The organism is Mesorhizobium sp. ES1-6 (assembly GCF_020164775.1).
Classification (GTDB): Bacteria; Pseudomonadota; Alphaproteobacteria; order Rhizobiales; family Rhizobiaceae; genus Mesorhizobium.
This window is the reverse complement of record NZ_JAIUGU010000013.1, coordinates 90,778-107,792: the sequence shown is the minus strand read 5'-3', so window position 1 is coordinate 107,792 and position 17,015 is coordinate 90,778. Positions and strand designations below refer to the sequence as shown.

Annotated in this window: 19 protein-coding genes and 1 pseudogene; 6 read left to right on the top strand and 14 right to left on the bottom strand. The window is 64.4% G+C overall.

All coding sequences use genetic code 11. The features are described from left to right. Positions 1-109: 109 nt before the first annotated feature. Genes LB564_RS26005 through cysG form a run of 4 tightly spaced genes read right to left on the bottom strand, consistent with a single transcriptional unit; the run spans position 110 to position 4,300 of the window. Positions 110-874, bottom strand: coding sequence for a phosphoadenylyl-sulfate reductase (locus LB564_RS26005; protein WP_224541990.1), 765 nt, complete (start codon positions 872-874; stop codon positions 110-112). Further along, positions 849-2,519, bottom strand: a complete 1,671-nt coding sequence (locus LB564_RS26000; RefSeq protein ID WP_224541988.1) for a nitrite/sulfite reductase — start codon at positions 2,517-2,519, stop codon at positions 849-851. The genes LB564_RS26005 and LB564_RS26000 overlap by 26 nt, the downstream gene beginning before the upstream one ends. A gap of 42 nt (positions 2,520-2,561) precedes the next feature. Continuing rightward, positions 2,562-2,855 (bottom strand): DUF2849 domain-containing protein, encoded by a 294-nt coding sequence (locus LB564_RS25995; protein ID WP_140704133.1) that lies wholly within the window; start codon positions 2,853-2,855, stop codon positions 2,562-2,564. Further along, positions 2,852-4,300 (bottom strand): siroheme synthase CysG, encoded by a 1,449-nt coding sequence (gene cysG / locus LB564_RS25990; RefSeq protein WP_224541986.1) that lies wholly within the window; start codon positions 4,298-4,300, stop codon positions 2,852-2,854. Before cysG ends, LB564_RS25995 begins: the two co-directional genes overlap by 4 nt. A gap of 380 nt (positions 4,301-4,680) precedes the next feature. Between cysG and LB564_RS25985 the strand changes: the two genes are divergently transcribed. After that, positions 4,681-5,130: a host attachment protein gene (locus LB564_RS25985; RefSeq protein ID WP_224541984.1), complete on the top strand. Its 450-nt coding sequence runs from the start codon at positions 4,681-4,683 to the stop codon at positions 5,128-5,130. Between the two features lie 213 nt (positions 5,131-5,343). After that, a complete protein-coding gene (locus tag LB564_RS25980; protein WP_224541982.1) occupies positions 5,344-7,128 on the top strand; it encodes a cation:proton antiporter in 1,785 nt (594 codons plus the stop codon). Positions 7,129-7,153: 25 nt separating this feature from the next. On the opposite strand, the gene LB564_RS25975 is transcribed toward LB564_RS25980, so the two are convergent. Then, positions 7,154-7,963: an AraC family transcriptional regulator gene (locus LB564_RS25975; protein WP_224541981.1), complete on the bottom strand. Its 810-nt coding sequence runs from the start codon at positions 7,961-7,963 to the stop codon at positions 7,154-7,156. A 94-nt stretch (positions 7,964-8,057) separates the two neighbouring features. Between LB564_RS25975 and LB564_RS25970 the strand changes: the two genes are divergently transcribed. Further along, positions 8,058-8,978 (top strand): zinc-binding dehydrogenase, encoded by a 921-nt coding sequence (locus LB564_RS25970; protein WP_224541979.1) that lies wholly within the window; start codon positions 8,058-8,060, stop codon positions 8,976-8,978. 21 nt (positions 8,979-8,999) lie between these two features. Here LB564_RS25970 and LB564_RS25965 read toward each other — a convergent pair whose 3' ends face one another. The 3 genes from LB564_RS25965 to LB564_RS25955 all read right to left on the bottom strand — a co-directional run bounded on the left by LB564_RS25965 (position 9,000) and on the right by LB564_RS25955 (position 12,498). Next, positions 9,000-9,752, bottom strand: coding sequence for an SDR family NAD(P)-dependent oxidoreductase (locus LB564_RS25965; protein WP_224541977.1), 753 nt, complete (start codon positions 9,750-9,752; stop codon positions 9,000-9,002). A gap of 63 nt (positions 9,753-9,815) precedes the next feature. Then, positions 9,816-12,092: a transglycosylase domain-containing protein gene (locus LB564_RS25960; RefSeq protein ID WP_140704122.1), complete on the bottom strand. Its 2,277-nt coding sequence runs from the start codon at positions 12,090-12,092 to the stop codon at positions 9,816-9,818. Between the two features lie 115 nt (positions 12,093-12,207). Then, positions 12,208-12,498, bottom strand: a complete 291-nt coding sequence (locus LB564_RS25955; RefSeq protein ID WP_224541976.1) for a hypothetical protein — start codon at positions 12,496-12,498, stop codon at positions 12,208-12,210. A gap of 90 nt (positions 12,499-12,588) precedes the next feature. Here LB564_RS25955 and LB564_RS25950 point away from each other — a divergent pair, with 90 nt between their 5' ends. After that, on the top strand, positions 12,589-13,128 hold the full coding sequence (locus tag LB564_RS25950) for an inorganic diphosphatase (RefSeq protein ID WP_224541974.1): 540 nt from the start codon (positions 12,589-12,591) through the stop codon (positions 13,126-13,128). A 42-nt stretch (positions 13,129-13,170) separates the two neighbouring features. Here LB564_RS25950 and LB564_RS25945 read toward each other — a convergent pair whose 3' ends face one another. Beyond that, positions 13,171-13,413, bottom strand: coding sequence for a hypothetical protein (locus LB564_RS25945; protein ID WP_224541972.1), 243 nt, complete (start codon positions 13,411-13,413; stop codon positions 13,171-13,173). Positions 13,414-13,565: 152 nt separating this feature from the next. Between LB564_RS25945 and LB564_RS25940 the strand changes: the two genes are divergently transcribed. Continuing rightward, positions 13,566-13,961 (top strand): hypothetical protein, encoded by a 396-nt coding sequence (locus LB564_RS25940; RefSeq protein ID WP_224541971.1) that lies wholly within the window; start codon positions 13,566-13,568, stop codon positions 13,959-13,961. A 12-nt stretch (positions 13,962-13,973) separates the two neighbouring features. Continuing rightward, the gene (locus LB564_RS25935) at positions 13,974-14,249 is read left to right on the top strand and encodes a hypothetical protein (protein WP_224541969.1); all 276 of its coding nucleotides are present in this window, start codon (positions 13,974-13,976) and stop codon (positions 14,247-14,249) included. Between the two features lie 4 nt (positions 14,250-14,253). Here the strand turns inward: LB564_RS25935 and LB564_RS25930 are convergent, their stop codons facing one another. The 5 genes and pseudogenes from LB564_RS25930 to LB564_RS25910 form a co-directional block, all read right to left on the bottom strand. After that, entirely contained in the window at positions 14,254-14,949 is a 696-nt protein-coding gene (locus LB564_RS25930; RefSeq protein ID WP_224542093.1) for an SGNH hydrolase domain-containing protein, read from the bottom strand. A gap of 273 nt (positions 14,950-15,222) precedes the next feature. Then, positions 15,223-16,173, bottom strand: a pseudogene (locus LB564_RS25925) (acyltransferase family protein); the annotation flags it as partial. Positions 16,174-16,270: 97 nt separating this feature from the next. Then, on the bottom strand, positions 16,271-16,417 hold the full coding sequence (locus tag LB564_RS25920; protein ID WP_224541967.1) for a hypothetical protein: 147 nt from the start codon (positions 16,415-16,417) through the stop codon (positions 16,271-16,273). A 25-nt stretch (positions 16,418-16,442) separates the two neighbouring features. After that, positions 16,443-16,697 carry a GlsB/YeaQ/YmgE family stress response membrane protein gene (locus LB564_RS25915; protein ID WP_111548817.1) on the bottom strand — a complete coding sequence of 85 codons (255 nt, stop codon included), beginning with the start codon at positions 16,695-16,697 and terminating at the stop codon, positions 16,443-16,445. Positions 16,698-16,807: 110 nt separating this feature from the next. Further along, positions 16,808-17,008 (bottom strand): hypothetical protein, encoded by a 201-nt coding sequence (locus LB564_RS25910; protein WP_224541965.1) that lies wholly within the window; start codon positions 17,006-17,008, stop codon positions 16,808-16,810. Positions 17,009-17,015: the final 7 nt, after the last annotated feature.

Here is a 17,015-nt window from a genome sequence, read left to right as displayed (position 1 = left end):
AGCGTGTTGAGGTCCAGGTCAACCGGAGCGGAGCGTACTTGAAGTACATGAGCACCGGAAGCGCAGGAAGCCGCCGTGCGCAGACCGGCTGACCTGAATTGTAACATACCTATAGTGATGCGTCGGTCAGCGACACTTCCAGCCCCGACAGGTGAATGCCGCACTCGGTCTTGGCGTGGCCGGCCCAGCGGCCGCTGCGCGCGTCCTCGCCCGGCTGCACCGGCTGCGTGCACGGGAAACAGCCGATCGACAGATAGCCATAGGCGACCAGCGGATTTTCGCGCAGCGCATGCGCGCGCATGTAATCCGCCTGGTCCGACGTCGTCCAGCGTGCCAGCGGATTGATGCGGATGCGCGGTCCCACAGCCTCGAACACAGGCAGTGCCGCCCGTGTCGAGGCCTGGAAGCGCTTGCGGCCGGTGAACCAGGCGCGGAACGGCGCCACGCCCCGTGCCAGCGGCTCGACCTTGCGCACATTGCAGCAGGCATCGGTGTCGCTCTGGTGCAGATCGCCGGTCGGGTCGATCCGTTCGAGCGCCGCATCCTCGGGCTTGATGACCTGGACGTTGGTCAGCCCGAAATCGGCGACCAGCGCGTCACGATAGCCCAGCGTCTCCTCGAAATGCTTGCCGGTGTCGAGGAAGATGACCGGCAGCGTGCGGTCGATCTCGGCGAGCATGTGCAGCAGCACGGCGGAATCCGCACCGAAGGACGATACGGCGGCAATCTCGTCGTGGAACAATTCGCGGGCCGACCGTTCGATGATTTCGAGCGGCTTCAGGTGACCGTAGAGCGCGTCGAGCCCCGCCGCCTTGGCGGCGGCGCCGTCATCGACGTCGGCAATATGGTCAAGCGGCCTTGGCTTCGCCAGCATAGAGCGCCTCCTTGAACGGCGCGGGACCGACACGGCGGTAGGCGTCGATGAATATTTCCTGTGGGTTAAGCCGAAGGCCGAGATAGGTATCGACGATCGTCTCGATGGCGTCGGTGATCTCCTCCGACGAGAAGCCGCGTCCGATGATCTCGCCGACGGAGGTGTTTTCGTCGGCCGAACCGCCGAGCGTCACCTGGTAGAGTTCGGAGCCTTTCTTCTCGACCCCGAGGATGCCGATATGGCCGACATGGTGATGGCCGCAGGCATTGATGCAGCCGGAAATCTTGAGCTTGAGCTCGCCGATCTCGCGCTGTCGCTCCAACGAGGCGAAGCGTTGCGAGATTTCCTGCGCGATCGGGATCGAACGCGCCGTCGCCAGCGCGCAATAGTCGAGACCCGGGCACGAGATGATGTCGGAGATCAGGTTGGAATTGGCCGTCGCCAACCCGATATCGACCAGCGCGTCATAGACGGCCTTGAGGTCGGCGCGCGCCACATGCGGCAGGATCAGGTTCTGCTCGTGACTGACGCGAAGCTCGTCGAAGGCATATTTCTCGGCAATGTCGGCCACCGCTTCCATCTGGCTGTCCGAGGCATCGCCCGGCACCTCGCCGATACCCTTGAGCGAAATCGTCACCGCCGCGTAGTCGGGGTGGCGGTGTGTCACAACGTTCTGGTCGAGCCACTCGGAGAAGCCCTTGGAATCCAGCCGCGCCACCTTCACGGCCGCGTCGCCATCGGGCCGTATCGTCAAGGCCGGCGGTGCGAAATAGGCCTCGATGGCGCGGATATCCGCCTCCGGCAGCTTCAGTTCCGCGTCCTTCAGCTCCTGCCACTCGGCCTCGACCTGGCGGGTGATTTCCTCGACGCCGGTCTCATGGACCAGGATCTTGATGCGCGCCTTGTACTTGTTGTCGCGGCGGCCATAGAGATTGTAAACGCGCAGGATCGCCGTGCAGTAGGACAGAAGGTCGGCCTCCGGCAGGAAGTCGCGGATCTTGCGCGCCACCATCGGCGTGCGGCCCTGGCCGCCACCGACATAGACGGCGAAGCCAAGCTCGCCGGCTGCGTTCTTCTTCAGGTGCAGGCCAATGTCATGCGTCTGGATGGCGGCGCGGTCGCGCTCGGCTCCGGTCACCGCGATCTTGAACTTGCGCGGCAGGAACGAGAATTCCGGATGCACCGAGGACCACTGCCGCAGGATTTCCGCATAGGGACGCGGATCGGCGACCTCGTCGGCTGCAGCCCCGGCAAAATGGTCGGCGGTGACATTGCGGATGCAGTTACCGCTGGTCTGGATGGCGTGCATCTCCACGCTTGCCAGATCCGCCAGGATCGCCGGAATGTCCGACAATGCCGGCCAGTTGAATTGGATGTTCTGGCGCGTGGTGAAATGACCATAGCCCTTGTCGTATTTGCGGGCGATGTGGCCGAGCATGCGCAGCTGCTTGCCATTCAGCGTGCCGTAGGGCACGGCGATGCGCAGCATGTAGGCGTGCAGCTGCAGGTAGACGCCGTTCATCAGCCTGAGTGGGCGGAACTGGTCCTCGGTGATCTCGCCGGACAGCCGGCGCTCGACCTGATCGCTGAACTCGGCGACGCGGGCCTGGACAAAATCGTGGTCGAACTCATCGTAACGGTACATGCTTCGTCTTTCAGGGCGCGTCCGCCCATGCCTGGTGTCTTGTCAGGCTGCGTGCGCAGCCTGCTTGCCGAGATCGTTGCGGATGGTGGGACCGGCGGCGCGGATCTTTTCGCGCAACCGCAAAGGTTCGACGACGCCGCCGACGACTTCCGCGTCGATCAGATTGACGTCGACCACTTCATTGTCGGCATAGGCCTTGGCGCCGATCGCCTCCAGCCGATCCTCGGCGGCCTTATCATGGGCAAGGTCGGCCTGGCCAACTGTTTCCGCCCAGCCGCCGTCGGCGTACCAGACGGCAATGCCGTCGGTGAGGCGGTTTGCGGTCAGTATCTTCATGGTTCGACCTCCACGGCACCCACGTTGGCGGCGCTCTCATGAGTATGTGCCGCGAGAGGCTCTGAACGTTCAAAGTTGGCGCCGGCAACCGCGTCGCCAATGATGGTCATCACCGGGCCGGTGAGATCGACTCGTGCTTCAAGCGACGGCAAATCGGCCAGCGTGCCGTGGAAACGGCGGCGGTTCCGCAGGCTGGCGTTCTCGACCACGGCGACCGCCGTGTCCGGCGACAGGCCGGCTTCGATCAGCCGGCCGGCGACTTCGGCCGCGACCGAACGGCCCATGTAGACCGCAACGGTCGCACCGGAAATGGCGAGTTTGGCCCAGTCCGGCAATGAATTGCCCTTGAGATCGTGGCCGGTCGTGAACACCATCGAGGAGGAAACACCGCGCAGCGTCAGCGGCAGCTCGAAATCGGCGGCGGCGGCGAAGGCCGCGGTGACACCCGGAACCACCTCATAGGCGATGCCGGCATCGCGAAGTGCGGCCATCTCCTCGCCGGCGCGGCCGAACACCAGCGGGTCGCCCGATTTCAGCCGTACGACCCGTTTGCCCGCACGGCCAAGCTCCACCAGCAATGCGTTGATTTCGGCCTGGCTCTTGGTGTGGCAGCCCTTGCGCTTTCCCACCGGCAGACGCTCGGCATCGCGGCGCCCCATGGCGACGACCGCCTCCGGCACCAGCGCGTCATGGACGATGACGTCGGCCTCCATCAGCAGGCGATGCGCCCGCAGCGTCAAGAGATCCTCGGCACCGGGACCGGCGCCCACCAGGGCGATGTGCCCACGAACGGGCGCGTCGGACACCAGCAGATCGGTCGCGGCTTCGTGCGCCCGCGAAAATTCGCCGGCCTCGATAGCGCGCGCCGGCGCTCCGCCGAAGAAGTCACTCCAGAAACGGCGGCGTACATTGCCCCTGGGCAATCTCTCGGCGGCATTGCGGAACGACGCGGCGAGCGCCGCCAGCGGCCCGAGCGACGGCGAAAGCATGCGGTCGATGCGGCCGCGCAGCATCTGGGCAAGTACCGGCCCGGCGCCTTCCGTACCGATCGCCACCGCGACCGGTGCGCGGTTGACCAGCGCGGGCGTGAAGAAATCGCAGAGCTCCGGCCGGTCGACGGCGTTGACCGGAATGCCCAGCCGGCGCGCGTCGGCGGCCACGCGACGATCGAGCGTCTCGTCGCCGCTGGCGGCAAACACCATCACGGCGCCTCCGAGCCGCGAAGCGTCATAGGCGGCGGCTACATGGTTCGCGCCGGTCTCGGCGATGAAAGCCAACAGCTCCGGCTCGGCATTCGCGGCGATGATATGCAGGACCGCGCTCGACTGGGCGATCAGCCGCGCCTTGGCCAGGGCTTCCTCGCCGCCGCCGACAATGGCCACGGCTTCGCCCTCGACCCGCACGAAGACGGGAAAGGCATTGAGCTTGGTGGTGTCTTGCGGCATCAGAAAAGCAATCCGGAAACAGTATCGCAGTTTTACGCCCGGGCGTAAAAAAGCAGAAGCAAAGCACTCGCGCATCCGGTGATGGCAGGCAATCGCTTTTTCGCAACCGCGAAAGGCAGGAGAAAAATATTCCACGCCCATGCACCGGGAGCGCCCGCGCTGCTGAACCGCGCCTTGATTTGAGGCACTTTTAGCTGTCGGCGACCCGTCCCACAAAACAGTTTTTTCTAATTTCTACCAATTCAGTAGATTAAAGTCGTGCGGCGGTGATTTCGTCTTCAGCGCCTGGCTGCACGGCCACTCGGTCCTCCGTTCGGGTGGAACGTTGACGGGTCAAAATGCGTTCCCGGTATAGCCACCACTCAACAAGGAGCGTTCCCATGAACACGATCAAACTGAAGCATGGCATTTGGGTTCTGGTGGCTGACGGTGAAAAGGCGCTCCTGCTCAAGAACGCCGGCGATACCAAGTTTCCCAACCTTGAAGTCGTACAGGTGATGGAACAGGAGAACCCGCCCACACGCGAACAGGGAAGCGATAGCCCCGGTCGATACAATGACGGCCCATCCGTGCATCGCAGCGCGGTCGAGGAGACCGACTGGCATCGCATCGGCAAGGAGCGCTTCGCCGAGGAGATTGCCGCCCGCCTCTACAAGCTTGCACATGAGGGTGCATTCGACCGCCTTGTGCTTGTCGCCCCGCCAATGGTGCTCGGCGCGATGCGCAAGAAGCTGCATAAGGAGGTTGGCGACAAGGTGACGGCCGAAATCCCGAAGACCATGACCAACCACGCCATCTTCGAGATCGAGGCGTTGCTGCAGGCAGCCTGACCACGCGGGGCGAAGAGGCGCAGCACGGTACCACTGAACCCAGGCACTTGACCGGCAGTCACTCAGCTGCCGGTCAAGTTTTTGCCGTCTCGACGTTGATTTCGCGGCTTTGCGGGTTGCATCGCCGACACCCCGTCCACCATATTGCAAACGGGCGGCGGCTTAGGGCGGCGCATATCCGACATCGCTAGCTTGAAAGGCGCTCCATAGACAATGCCGCATGACACGCCCCTTATCGCCACCATCGTCGCCGGTCTGGGGCTGGCTTTCGTCTTCGGCGCTCTCGCCAACCGTTTCCGCATTCCCCCATTGGTGGGCTATCTCGTAGCCGGCGTGCTGGTCGGGCCGAACACGCCCGGCTTCGTCGCCGACGCGGGCCTTGCCAACGAACTGGCCGAGATCGGCGTCATCCTGCTGATGTTCGGCGTCGGGCTGCATTTTTCGCTCAAGGACCTGCTGTCGGTCCGTGCCATCGCCGTGCCAGGCGCCATCGTGCAGATCGGCTTTGCCACCGCGCTCGGCGCCGGGCTGTCCTGGATGCTCGGCTGGTCGATGGGCGCGGGCCTGGTGTTCGGGCTTGCGCTGTCGGTCGCCTCGACTGTGGTGCTGCTGCGCGCGCTTCAGGAGCGCCGCATGATCGAGACGGAGCGCGGCCGCATCGCCGTCGGCTGGTTGATCGTCGAGGATCTGGCCATGGTGCTGGCGCTGGTGCTATTGCCGGCCCTTGCCGGCGTGCTCGGCGGCCAGGAACAGGCCGATGCCCATTCGAGCGGTTTGCTGTCGCTGCCGGCCAGTTACGGCATCTGGGGCGTCGTCGGCATCACGCTGGCCAAGGTCGCCGCTTTTGTCGTCGTCATGCTGGTGGTCGGCCGCAGGGTCATTCCCTGGATCCTGCACTATGTTGCCCATACCGGGTCGCGCGAACTCTTCCGGCTCTCGGTGCTCGCCATCGCGCTCGGCGTCGCCTTCGGCGCGGCAAAACTGTTCGGCGTCTCGCTGGCGCTGGGTGCCTTCTTCGCCGGCATGATCATGAGCGAATCCGAACTCAGCCACCGTGCGGCGGAAGAATCGCTGCCGCTGCGCGATGCCTTCTCGGTGCTGTTCTTCGTCTCCGTCGGCATGCTGTTCGACCCATTCAGCCTGTTCAGCAACGGCCTGCCGATCCTGGCGACGCTGGCCATCATCGTCATCGGCAAGTCACTTGCGGCTTTCGTCATCGTCGTCGCCTTCGGCTATCCCATGGCCACGGCCTTGATGATTTCGGCCAGTCTTGCCCAGATCGGTGAATTCTCCTTCATCCTGGCCGAACTCGGCGTCGGGCTGAAACTTCTGCCCGAACAGGGCCGCGACCTGATCCTGGCCGGCGCCATCCTGTCGATCGTGCTCAACCCGCTGATGTTCCTGATCATCGATTGGATGAAGCCGTGGCTCGAGGCCCGCGCCGCCAGGACGGCACCGCCGGCGGACGCCAAGCCGGTTGGTCCAGCGACGGAACCGGGCCAGGTCGCCTCGGTCGCCGTAGCGTCCAAAAAGGAAGACGGCCCGCCACCAAGGACCGCGCTCACAGGTCATGCCATCCTGATCGGCTACGGCCGCGTCGGCGGCCTCGTCGGCGCGGCGTTGAAAGAAGCAGCACGGCCTTTCCTTGTCATCGAGGACGCCGACAAGACGCTGGCGAGGCTGAAAGCAGACGGCATCGAAACCGTCGCCGGCAACGCCGCTAACACCGAAGTCTTCGCCGCCGCCAATCCCGAAGGCGCCACACGGCTGATCCTTGCCATCCCCAATGCCTTCGAGGCCGGCCAGATCGTGCTGAGGGCGCGCGCCGCCAATCCCAACATCAACGTCGTCGCCCGCGCCCATTCCGATGCCGAGGTCGAGCATCTGAAGGGGCTCGGTGCCGATACGGTGATCATGGGCGAGCGCGAGATCGCCCGCGGCATTGTCGAAGAGGTGCTTGGCCACAAGCAACAGGTGGCTGAGCCGTCCGCTGCCTGAGCCAACCCGCCCACGGGCGCGTTGATCAAGCCACGAAGGCCGAGCCGCCGTTTTGCGCGACACTGCCGAGGTATTTTGCCGGCGGCTTGCCGAGCGCCTTCTTGAACATGGTGATGAAGGCGGTGACCGAGCCATAGCCGAGATCGCCCGAAACCTGCTGCACGCTGGCGCCGGCGGCGAGTTCCCGAATGGCGACGATCAGGTGCAATTGCTGGCGCCAGCGCCCGAAGCTCAAGCCAGTCTCCTTGACGACGAGGCGAGCCAGACTGCTTTCGCTGAGCGCGACGCGCTTTGCCCATTCGGCAAGCGTGCTGCGATCGCCCGGGTTCTGCGACAATGCGGTGGCGATCCGGCTGAGGCGCGGCTCGGATGAAATCGGCAGATGCAGCTGCTGGACGGGCATGCGCGGCAGCTCGTTGAGCAGCGTCGTCGTCAAGAGCTCATCCCTTGCCTGGTCGTCCCGCACGCTGTCGGCCAACTCGATGATCAGTTCGCGCAGCAGCGGCGAGATCGAAAGCGTGCAGCATCGGTCGGGCAAATCGGCCGCTCCCGGTTCGATGTAGACGAAAAAAATCCGGGCATTGGCCGTCGCGATGTTGCTGTGCTCCATGGCGCCGGGGATCCACACCCCGCAATGCGGCGGCACCATCCACAGTCCGCTCGGAACGCGGCATGTGACGCCGCCTCCGAGCGCGAAGACGAGCTGGCCCTTGCGGTGCCAATGAGCCGGCACCTCCGCTCTGGTCTCGGTGACGTCGACACGAACGGCGATGGCCGGCGCCACCACATCATCGACATCGAAATTGGGCCAAGGGTAGCGAAGAGGCTGTCTCATGATGACTGCTTTTAGCGATTAAATGCCATGATAGCTAAATTTTTCCCGCTGCGAAGTCGATAAGATCCGATGACCAGCAAGAAGGTACGTGCCCATGCTCGCCTTAGTCATATCTCCCGACAGTGCCACGCGATTGAGGCTAGCCGAGGTGGAAGAGCCTCGGCCCCTCGCGGACGAAGCGCTCGTCTCGGTTCACGCGACCTCGCTGAACCGCGGCGAACTGCGCCTGCTCACCATCCGCCCCAACGGCTGGATACCCGGCCAGGATATCGTTGGAATTGTCGAACGCGCGGCCGCCGATGGCTCCGGGCCGGCAGCGGGCACGCGCGTCGCGGCTCTGGTCGACCAGGCCGGCTGGGCTGAACGCGTCGCCGTTCCGACCGACCGCCTCGCCGGCCTGCCGGCGGAGGTCGGTTTCGTCTCGGCAGCCACGCTCCCAGTGGCGGGCACGACGGCGCTCAGGACTTTGCGCCATGGCGGCGACCTGGCCGGCTTAAAGGTTCTGATCACCGGGGCAAGTGGGGCCGTCGGCCGCTTCCAGATCCAGATCGCCCGCGAGCAGGGTGCTTCGGTGACCGCCGTCGCCGCCGCCCGGCACCATGAGGACCTGCGTGGACTGGGAGCCGAGCGGATTGTCGAAGCGATCGAGCAGGCGGAAGGGCCGTTTTCCCTGATCACCGAGTCGGTCGGCGGCAAAAGCCTCGCCGACGCGATCGAACGCGTCGCCCCTGGCGGGACAATCGTGATCTTCGGGTCGAGCAGCGGCGAACTCACGCCGGTCGGGTTCCGTCAGTTCGTTCCGGGTCACGAAGGGGCGAGGCTGCAGACATTCGCCTACTACACATCCGGTTCCGCCATCGGCGCGGATATCGCCGCGCTGCTCGCGCTGGTCGCCGCTGGTAGGTTGGAAACCCGCGTGGCGATGACCGTGCCGTGGACGGACATCGGCCAAGCCCTGGACGCCCTGCGCCAGCGAAGCTTCAGCGGCAAGGCCGTCCTTACCCTCACCGGATGAGCGGGCCTTGGCTCGACCGGCTCACACGTGCTGGCCGCCATTGATGTGGATTTCCGAGCCGGACACATAGGACGACTGGGCCGAGCACAGGAAGAAGATGATGTCGGCGACCTCCGCCGTGGTGCCCAGGCGTCTCAGTGGAATCGTCTCGACGATTTTTTCCGTGCCCGGCGACAGGATCGCGGTGTCGATCTCGCCGGGCGCAATGGCGTTGACGCGGATGCCGTGCGGGCCGAAATCATGCGCCATTTCGCGCGTCAGCGAGCCGAGTGCGGCCTTCGACGTCGCATAGGCGGTGCCGGCGAAGGGATGCACGCGGGTGCCGGCGATCGAGGTGACGTTGACGATCGAGCCCTTGGCCGAAGCCAACTCCTTGAACAGGCCGCGTGCCAGCATGATAGGCGCGAAGAAATTGACCTGGAACACGTCGCGCCAGACATGCATCGGCGTGTCGATCGAGTTCATCCGGCTGTTGCCGTCCTTGAGCTTGGGCGAAATGCCGGCATTGTTGACCAGCGCATTGAGCTGGCCCCCATGCGCCTCCAGCCGGTGACGAATCTCAGACACCGCGATGCCGACATCTTCCTGATCGGCGAGATCGACCTTGATGTGGTCTTCGGGGCCGGCCGGCCACGGGCAATCCTCGGCGAAGGCCTGGCGCGAGCACGTGATGACGCGCCAGCCCTCGCGCGAAAAGCGCTTGACCGTGGCGTGGCCGATGCCGCGGCTGGCGCCGGTCAGCACGATGGTTTTTCGGGTGTCGAGTTCAGCCATGTCGCGGTCTCCGGCCGGAGGTGTAGCCGAACACCGTGGCGCTGGCGAGAGGCGGATTGACGCTCAGCCGCCACCGAGAATGTCGAGGATCGAGGTCCGCTTCTTCTTCAACGGACCGCCAACGCTGCCGGGCGGCACCGGATGGCCGACGGAAGCAGTCGTGCCGGAATCGCTTGGCATGTTGAAGTCGCCATCGGCATCGACGGTCTGAGCAGGCCGCGCCGCGCGGACCGGCGCAGGCGTCGCCGGTGCTGTCGCCTGCGCGGCCGGCGCCTGCTGGCCGACCGACGCCGACGGGACAGGTGCCGGCTGGTTGTTGTCGGCCGAGGGAATGTCGTCGGGCACGACCGTGTCGGGCGGCGTCGACTTCCAGGTGCCGGGCAGCGGCCGAACCGGCACGCCCTCATGCGCGGCGACCATGAACTCATGCCAGGCCTGCGCCGGCAGCGCGCCGCCGGTGACCTTCTTCATCGCCGTGCCATCATCATTGCCGAACCACACGCCGGTGGTGAGATTGGCGGTATAGCCGACGAACCAGGCGTCGCGCGAATTCTGGCTGGTGCCGGTCTTGCCCGCCGACGGCCACGCGAAAGCCGCCTTCTTGGCCGTGCCGACCTCGACCGTGCCGGTCATCATCGAATTCATCATGCCGACGATTTCGGGCTTGATCACGCGCGGTGCGCTGCCGCCGGCGCTGTCATAGAGCACCTTGCCATCCGACGTCGTCACGCGGCGGATGAAATGGATGTCGGGCTTGTAGCCGCCATTGGCGAAAGGCACATAGGCCGAGGTCAGCTCCAGCGGCGTCACTTCCGAGGTGCCGAGCGCGATCGAGGTGTTGGCCTGCAGCTCGGACTGGATGCCCATGCGATGCGCGGCTTCCACCACCGCGTTCGGCCCGACTTCCATGGTCAACTGCGCGGCCACCGAGTTCAGCGACTTGGCCAGCGCGGTCGCCAAGGTGACCTTGCCGAAATACTTGCCGCCGTAATTGTCGGGCGTCCAGTTGCCGATCTTGATCGGCGCGTCGTTGCGCACGCTGTCGGGCGTACGGCCGGCCTCGAGCGCCGCCATGTAGACGAACGGCTTGAACGCCGAGCCGGGCTGGCGGCGCGCCTCGGAGGCGCGGTCGAACTGGCTGGTCGAATAGTCGTAGCCGCCGACCATGGCGCGCACCGCGCCGGAATCGTCGATCGACACCAGCGCGCCCTGGGTGACGTTGAGCTTCTTGCCGCTTTCATCGATCAGCCGGCGGATCGACTGTTCGGCGAGCTTCTGCAGGTTGAGGTCGACTGTAGAATCGATGACGATATCGCCGCGCACGTCGCCGATCAGGTCGGGCAGTTCTTCCATGATGGTGTCGGCGACATAGTTTTCCGAGCCGGTCCAGTAGGATGGCGAGCGCGTCGCCGGTGCGCTCAGCGCCGTCTTCAGCTCCTTCTCGCTGATCTTGCCCTCCTCGCGCATGGCGGCGAGCACCAGCTGCGATCGCTCCTCGGCGGCCTTGGGATCGCGCGCCGGCGACAGCCGCGAGGGCGCCTTCAACAGGCCGGCCAGCAGTGCGGCTTCCGACAGGGTGACGTCGCGCGCGCTCTTGCCGAAATAGCGCCGCGAGGCCGCCTCGACGCCATAGGCGCCGGAGCCGAAATACACCCGGTTGAGGTACATTTCGAGGATCTGGTCCTTGCTGTGCTTGTGCTCCAGCCACAGCGCCAAAAGCACCTCCTGCACCTTGCGCTCCAGCGTACGGTCTGGCTTCAGGAACAGGTTTTTCGCCAATTGCTGCGTCAGCGTCGAACCGCCTTGCGAGAAATGCCCGCCGAGCACGTTGGTCACCATGGCGCGCGACAGGCCGATCGGATCGACCCCGAAATGCGAATAGAAACGGCGGTCCTCGATGGCGATCACTGCCTCGGGAATATAGGGCGACATCTCGTGCAGCCCGACGGCCTCGCCACCGCTCATGCCGCGATTGGCGAGCAGCTGCCCATCGGCCGAGACGATCTTGATGTTGGGGGCGCGGTCAGGGATCGACCAGGTCGTGGCCGCCGGCATCTTGGCGCCGTAGTAGATGACGACACCCGCCACCGCGATGCCGCCCCAAATGGCGAGCACGAAGCACCAGTAGACCAGCCGGCCGAGCACGCCGAACAGGCCACGCCCGCTTCCGCCGCGCCTGCCCCGTGACGATTTCGCCTTCGATGATTTGCGTTTGGCGGAGGCTTTGCGATTGCTCGGCACGACGCGGTCCTCCTCGCTCACCGACAGACCCGTCTGGGATTTCGCCCGTGGCGGTCCCTCGAAGCTGGGTTCGATGCGACTGTCTCTGCGGTTCGCCATGCGCTGCGCTGATATCCCCGGTGCCAATGGCGCTCGGGTTGAAGAGTAGATGCGGCGATTTAAGGGCGGGTTAAGCAGGCCTTCGGCCAACCCGCTGAATTTCGTTAGGAATTTGTTAATCCTGTGGGCCGCGACCGGATGACAGCCGGCTTACGCGACGCCAAGTCCGCCGGACCTCATGGCCGCCACGAACGCCTCGTTTGCCTTCTTGACGGTTTTCGATCTCATAGGTCAGCCATCGGCAGAACATGCCGACGATCGACGCCGCGGCGCCGAAAAGCAGACAAATGGTCAGCAGCGGGCTTTTGGAAGCGCTCGACCAGCTGACGATGGCCAGCAACACAACACTCAAGGTTGAAATCAGATAACCCACGCCCTTGAGCAAGTGCAAAGAGGCTTTTGTCATACCTGAAATCTCCTCGGCCTGCCCTTCGGAACATTCATTACGCCTTGGAGTTCCATCCCGGACCAACCCGGAATGCGACAGAGCAACCTCATGCCCGACTATCTCAAGTTGCCAACGACGACGAAGGGTCTTGTCAGGGTCGTCATCGAAACACCGCGTGGCGCCGCGGCCAAGGTCGCCTATGAGCCGGCTACGCAGGTATTCGGCTATGTCCGCCCTTTGCCCGTCGGAATGATCTATCCCTACGATTGGGGGTTTATCCCCTCCACGTTGGGGGAGGATGGCGATCCACTGGACGGACTTGTCATCCATCAGGCCGCCACGGGTTCGGGCGTCGTCATCAAATGCGACTTACTGGGCGCGCTGCGGGTTGAGCAGACGGATCAGGGCGGTAAGCCGCTCCGCAACGACCGCTACGTTTTCTGCCCTCGCAGGGAGGATGCGGTGGACGAGCCCGTGGCGGCGGACCAAGTGCCCGAGCATCTCAGGCGCGAGATCGAACAGTTCTTTTTGTCGTCGGTGCTTGGAACGGGCAAAACCATCAAATTCAAAGGCTGGCAGGATGCCGATGAAGCGCACAGGGCGATCAAAAAGGGCATGAAGGCCTTTGCCGCCAGGCCGCGGAAGTAGGCATGCTCGCTTTCTGGCGCCTTGTTGCATTCGGTCGGATGCTCAAGGGGCCAAGCCCGGCCCGATCCCCGACCCCAAGACCGACGCCAGCGGATAGAAGGCCAGCGCCTGCTCCTCGCATGTGACCGCAATGACACTGTTCGAGCGGTCGATGTCGAGGCCCTTCGGCCCGCCTTCCTCGACACTGGCCCTGCCGCGCTGGAAGGTCTCCTCGTCGAGCACGCCGACTGACCGCGCCGGGCCGCGACGCCCGGTCCAGTTGTCGCCGCGTTCATAGACATGCACGACGGGGCTGCCGGCATCGGCCACGATGATATGCCGGTCATCCCCAGTGAAGCGCAGGCCATGTGGAAAGCCGGCGGCTTGCAGGGTGCCGACAGGCTCGCTCCGTGGCCCAAGCGTTGGGGACGTCCGGTAAGCTTCACGTCCTTGGTGCCATGGCTGCTCACGGCAATCCATTGGCCGTCATGGCTGATTGCGATGCCGTCGGGTATGTCGAGGCCGTTGCCGAGCAATGGCTGGTTCCTGACCGTCCGGTAGCCCAGCCAGCGGACAGCCACGTGCCGGGTCACCAGATGCGTATAATTGTTGCACACCAGCAGGCTGACGCGGCCGCCGGACTCGCGCCGGGCAACCACCGATCCGGGTGTCCTGAGTTTGCAGAAAGGCTTGCCGTCGATCCGCCGCAGCGCGGTGATTTCCCGATGCTGGCCCGCCATGCTTTCAACGGGCAGGGCAAATATCGCAAGCTGTCCATTGCGGTTGGCGACCACCAGGGTCCGGTCATCGATGAAGTCGAGGCCATGGACCTCGCCTATGCCGTCCGACCTTAGTTCCACGAAATCATGAATGGTGATGCCGGGACCATCGGGCCGCATCTCGATATCGATGCGCAGGAGCAGGCAGCGCTTGCGCGCGAAGCCCGCGATCGCCAGCAATCTGTTGTCGGGCGAAAAGCGCAGATCCTCGGTGCGTCCAAGCGCCGAAAGCGCTGCCCGAACGGCTTGGCTGGCCCTGAACGCGACGGGAGGTATGGTCATGCGCTTCCCGCCGGGATCGAGCGTTGGAGGATCGGTCTTGCAGGCCCGTTCCATCGGCGAATTCCTGCCTCGTTTCGATAGGGTGTCAGAGGCCCGCCGCCTTTGCCAGATACGGCGCCAGTGCCAGCGCGTAAGTCGCCGTCATGTGGTGATAGTCACGCCAGACGATGATGTTGCCGACGACCGCGGCGCACGTTTCCTTGCCACACAGCGCGTCGTTCATGTCGACCACTCTTACATGGTCCAGCGACGCCGCGGCCAGTGCGAGGATATTGATACGCTCGCCGTCTTTTCGCGGGGTGGCACATTTGTCCGGATTGGCGGCCAGGCAGTCGCCCGGGTCAAATCTTATGAAAGGGGTGTTGCGTATGGCGATGGTCCGCACACCTTCCTTGCCGAGTTCGCCCCAGACGCTGCGCAGCCCTTCGACCATCACATCCTGTGGGACGTTGTCATAGTTGGACTGGCTGGTGAACATCAGCTCCGGTCGCAGCTTGCTTATCTCGGCCAGAACGTTGTCGCGCCATTGCGCGCAGGCTGGATAGGGCTTGCCATTATCCGTCACCGGGGCACGGGTGAAGGGGCAGGCCGCCTTGGTGAAGGTGACCAGTTTCCATCCATGCTCCCTGGCGATCCTGTCGATGGCCGGAATCCATTGCGCCGCGTGAGAATCCCCGGTGACGATAACGGTCCTGGTTCCCCGGGGGTCGCCAAGGATGCAACTCGCCGGCACGGTGCTGTCCTGCCCCTGGTGGCATTTCAGGCGGTAGACGATCGGCATGTCCCGCTTCAGCTTGCCAAGCGGCGGCAGCAGCTCCACGCCGGCCGGAACGGCGGCATTGGCAAGCAGCGCGGCGGGTCCCGGATATCGGCCGGTTCCAATCAGGCTGATATCAACGCCTTGACGGTCGAGCGCGTAGCCGAGCCCGCCGGATGCCGCCACGCAGACGGCAATCGCCATCGAACCATAGGCCAGCGGGCGCCATTCCGCGCCGGCCAACGGCCGGCGGTAGCGCTGTTCGACAAAGCGGTATGACAGCTCCGAGACGCCCAGCGTCAGCGCCATCAGCGCAAGCCCCGCAAGCAATCCGACAGCCGGGCGATGCGCCGTATAGAAGACGATCAGCGGCCAGTGCCAGAGATAGATCGAGTAGGAGCGGTCGCCTATGGCGCGCAGGATCGCGACGTCGAGGCCACGGAACCGGCCAAGCCGGATGCCACCGGCGGCTATGACCAGCACGGCGCCCAGCGTCGGCGGCAAGGCGTGGAGACCCGGAAAAGGCGTTGCGTCGGAAAACAGCAGCGCCGAAGCCACTATGGCGCCGATGCCCGCCGCCATCATGGCAAGGCGCAACCGCGCGGCCGGCGAAAATCGTTCCCCAGCCAGCGCCAGCAGCCCGCCCAGCACCAGTTCCCAAAGGCGTGTGTGGGTGACGAAATAAGCCCAGGCCGGATCAGCCTGGGTGACGACCACCGAAGCGGCCAGTGACCCAGCGAAAACAAGCGCCAGCGCCACGATCAATGCACCCTTCGGGGGATATCCGAAACGCCGCGTCAGCCAGATGGCGGCCGCCATCAGCAATGGCCAGACGACATAGAACTGCTCTTCGATCGACAGCGACCAGTAGTGCTGCACCGGGCTTGGCGCTTCTGCGGCACCGAGATAGTCGACCGCCTGCAAGGCAAGCCACCAGTTCTGCACATGCAGCGCACTGGCCGCGACCTGGATCGCCGTCTCCTCCTATCGCGCCTTGGACAGAAACAACAGCGTCCCGGCAAGCGTGACGAGAAGGGCCAGGAGAGCCGCCGGCAACAGGCGCCGCACCCGCCGCGAATAGAATGTAAGGAGCCAGGCGTGGCCACCGGCGGTCGCCATACGGGCGAGCAGACCGGTGATGAGAAAGCCCGAGATGACGAAGAACACGTCCACCCCGACATAGCCGCCGGAAAGCGCCGCCGGCCAGAGGTGGAAAACCACCACCAGGGCGACGGCAACGCCGCGCAACCCCTGGATTTCGGGCCGCCAACCATGCTCCTCGCGCTTGTCGATCAAGGCTGCCCGCCATCCGGAGAATCAAACGACATGCCAATCGATCGCAGGCTCAATTCTGCTGGATCGAAATACCCTTGTCGTCGATCTTGAGTTCGACGCCCTTCGGCTTGGTCTGCTCGCGATAGACATAGACGCCGAGTACGATGACCGCGACGACGAGCGCGCCAATGATGAGATAGAGCGTGTTCTGCTTCATGGCGCGTCCTTTGTCGTACCGAGCCTCACGCTCGCTTCAGCACCTTGACCAGCACCAGAAGGATGATGGCGCCAATCGTGGCATGGATGATGGAGGCGAGAACGCCGCCGCCTATGGAAAAGCCGATCCGAGGGAACAGCCAGCCGGCGATGAACGCGCCGACGATGCCGACAATGATGTTGCCGATCAGGCCGAAGCCGAAGCCGGAAACGATGAGACCAGCAAGCCAGCCGGCAATGGCACCAATGATGATGAAGACGAGAAGGCTTTCGGCGCCCATGGCGATTTCCTCCGAGCAAGAGGGCGACAACGGAGCGGAAAGCTCCGAATCGGCCTCGATATCAACGAGTTCAAGCTATTCGAAAGCAGGCTGCGCCGCCAGCGGCACACCTATTCGTCGTCTTCACCGGAAGCAGGCCGCCAGCTGGTCGGCTGCACCTTCTTCTGCGTGTCGCTGTCGGTGTAGACCCACCAGCCGTCGTCGCGGTATTGCGCGATGGATTCGTTGAGGACGCCGTCACTGTCCTTCCAGGTAACGCTGACCTTGGAACCGTCGGTCGGCGCCGTCGATATCGGCTTTCTGTCCGCCATGTCATCC

Coding starts and splice junctions, on each gene's coding strand:
- LB564_RS25930 (WP_224542093.1), bottom strand. CDS start 14,949: ATGCCGATCGTCTACCGCCTGAAATGCCACCAGGGGCAGGACAGCACC.
- LB564_RS25910 (WP_224541965.1), bottom strand. CDS start 17,008: ATGGCGGACAGAAAGCCGATATCGACGGCGCCGACCGACGGTTCCAAG.
- LB564_RS25920 (WP_224541967.1), bottom strand. CDS start 16,417: ATGAAGCAGAACACGCTCTATCTCATCATTGGCGCGCTCGTCGTCGCG.
- LB564_RS25935 (WP_224541969.1), top strand. CDS start 13,974: ATGAATGGTGATGCCGGGACCATCGGGCCGCATCTCGATATCGATGCG.
- LB564_RS26000 (WP_224541988.1), bottom strand. CDS start 2,519: ATGTACCGTTACGATGAGTTCGACCACGATTTTGTCCAGGCCCGCGTC.
- cysG (WP_224541986.1), bottom strand. CDS start 4,300: ATGCCGCAAGACACCACCAAGCTCAATGCCTTTCCCGTCTTCGTGCGG.
- LB564_RS25955 (WP_224541976.1), bottom strand. CDS start 12,498: ATGACAAAAGCCTCTTTGCACTTGCTCAAGGGCGTGGGTTATCTGATT.
- LB564_RS25950 (WP_224541974.1), top strand. CDS start 12,589: ATGCCCGACTATCTCAAGTTGCCAACGACGACGAAGGGTCTTGTCAGG.
- LB564_RS25995 (WP_140704133.1), bottom strand. CDS start 2,855: ATGAAGATACTGACCGCAAACCGCCTCACCGACGGCATTGCCGTCTGG.
- LB564_RS25940 (WP_224541971.1), top strand. CDS start 13,566: ATGGCTGCTCACGGCAATCCATTGGCCGTCATGGCTGATTGCGATGCC.
- LB564_RS25965 (WP_224541977.1), bottom strand. CDS start 9,752: ATGGCTGAACTCGACACCCGAAAAACCATCGTGCTGACCGGCGCCAGC.
- LB564_RS25980 (WP_224541982.1), top strand. CDS start 5,344: ATGCCGCATGACACGCCCCTTATCGCCACCATCGTCGCCGGTCTGGGG.
- LB564_RS26005 (WP_224541990.1), bottom strand. CDS start 874: ATGCTGGCGAAGCCAAGGCCGCTTGACCATATTGCCGACGTCGATGAC.
- LB564_RS25960 (WP_140704122.1), bottom strand. CDS start 12,092: ATGGCGAACCGCAGAGACAGTCGCATCGAACCCAGCTTCGAGGGACCG.
- LB564_RS25975 (WP_224541981.1), bottom strand. CDS start 7,963: ATGAGACAGCCTCTTCGCTACCCTTGGCCCAATTTCGATGTCGATGAT.
- LB564_RS25985 (WP_224541984.1), top strand. CDS start 4,681: ATGAACACGATCAAACTGAAGCATGGCATTTGGGTTCTGGTGGCTGAC.
- LB564_RS25970 (WP_224541979.1), top strand. CDS start 8,058: ATGCTCGCCTTAGTCATATCTCCCGACAGTGCCACGCGATTGAGGCTA.
- LB564_RS25915 (WP_111548817.1), bottom strand. CDS start 16,697: ATGGGCGCCGAAAGCCTTCTCGTCTTCATCATCATTGGTGCCATTGCC.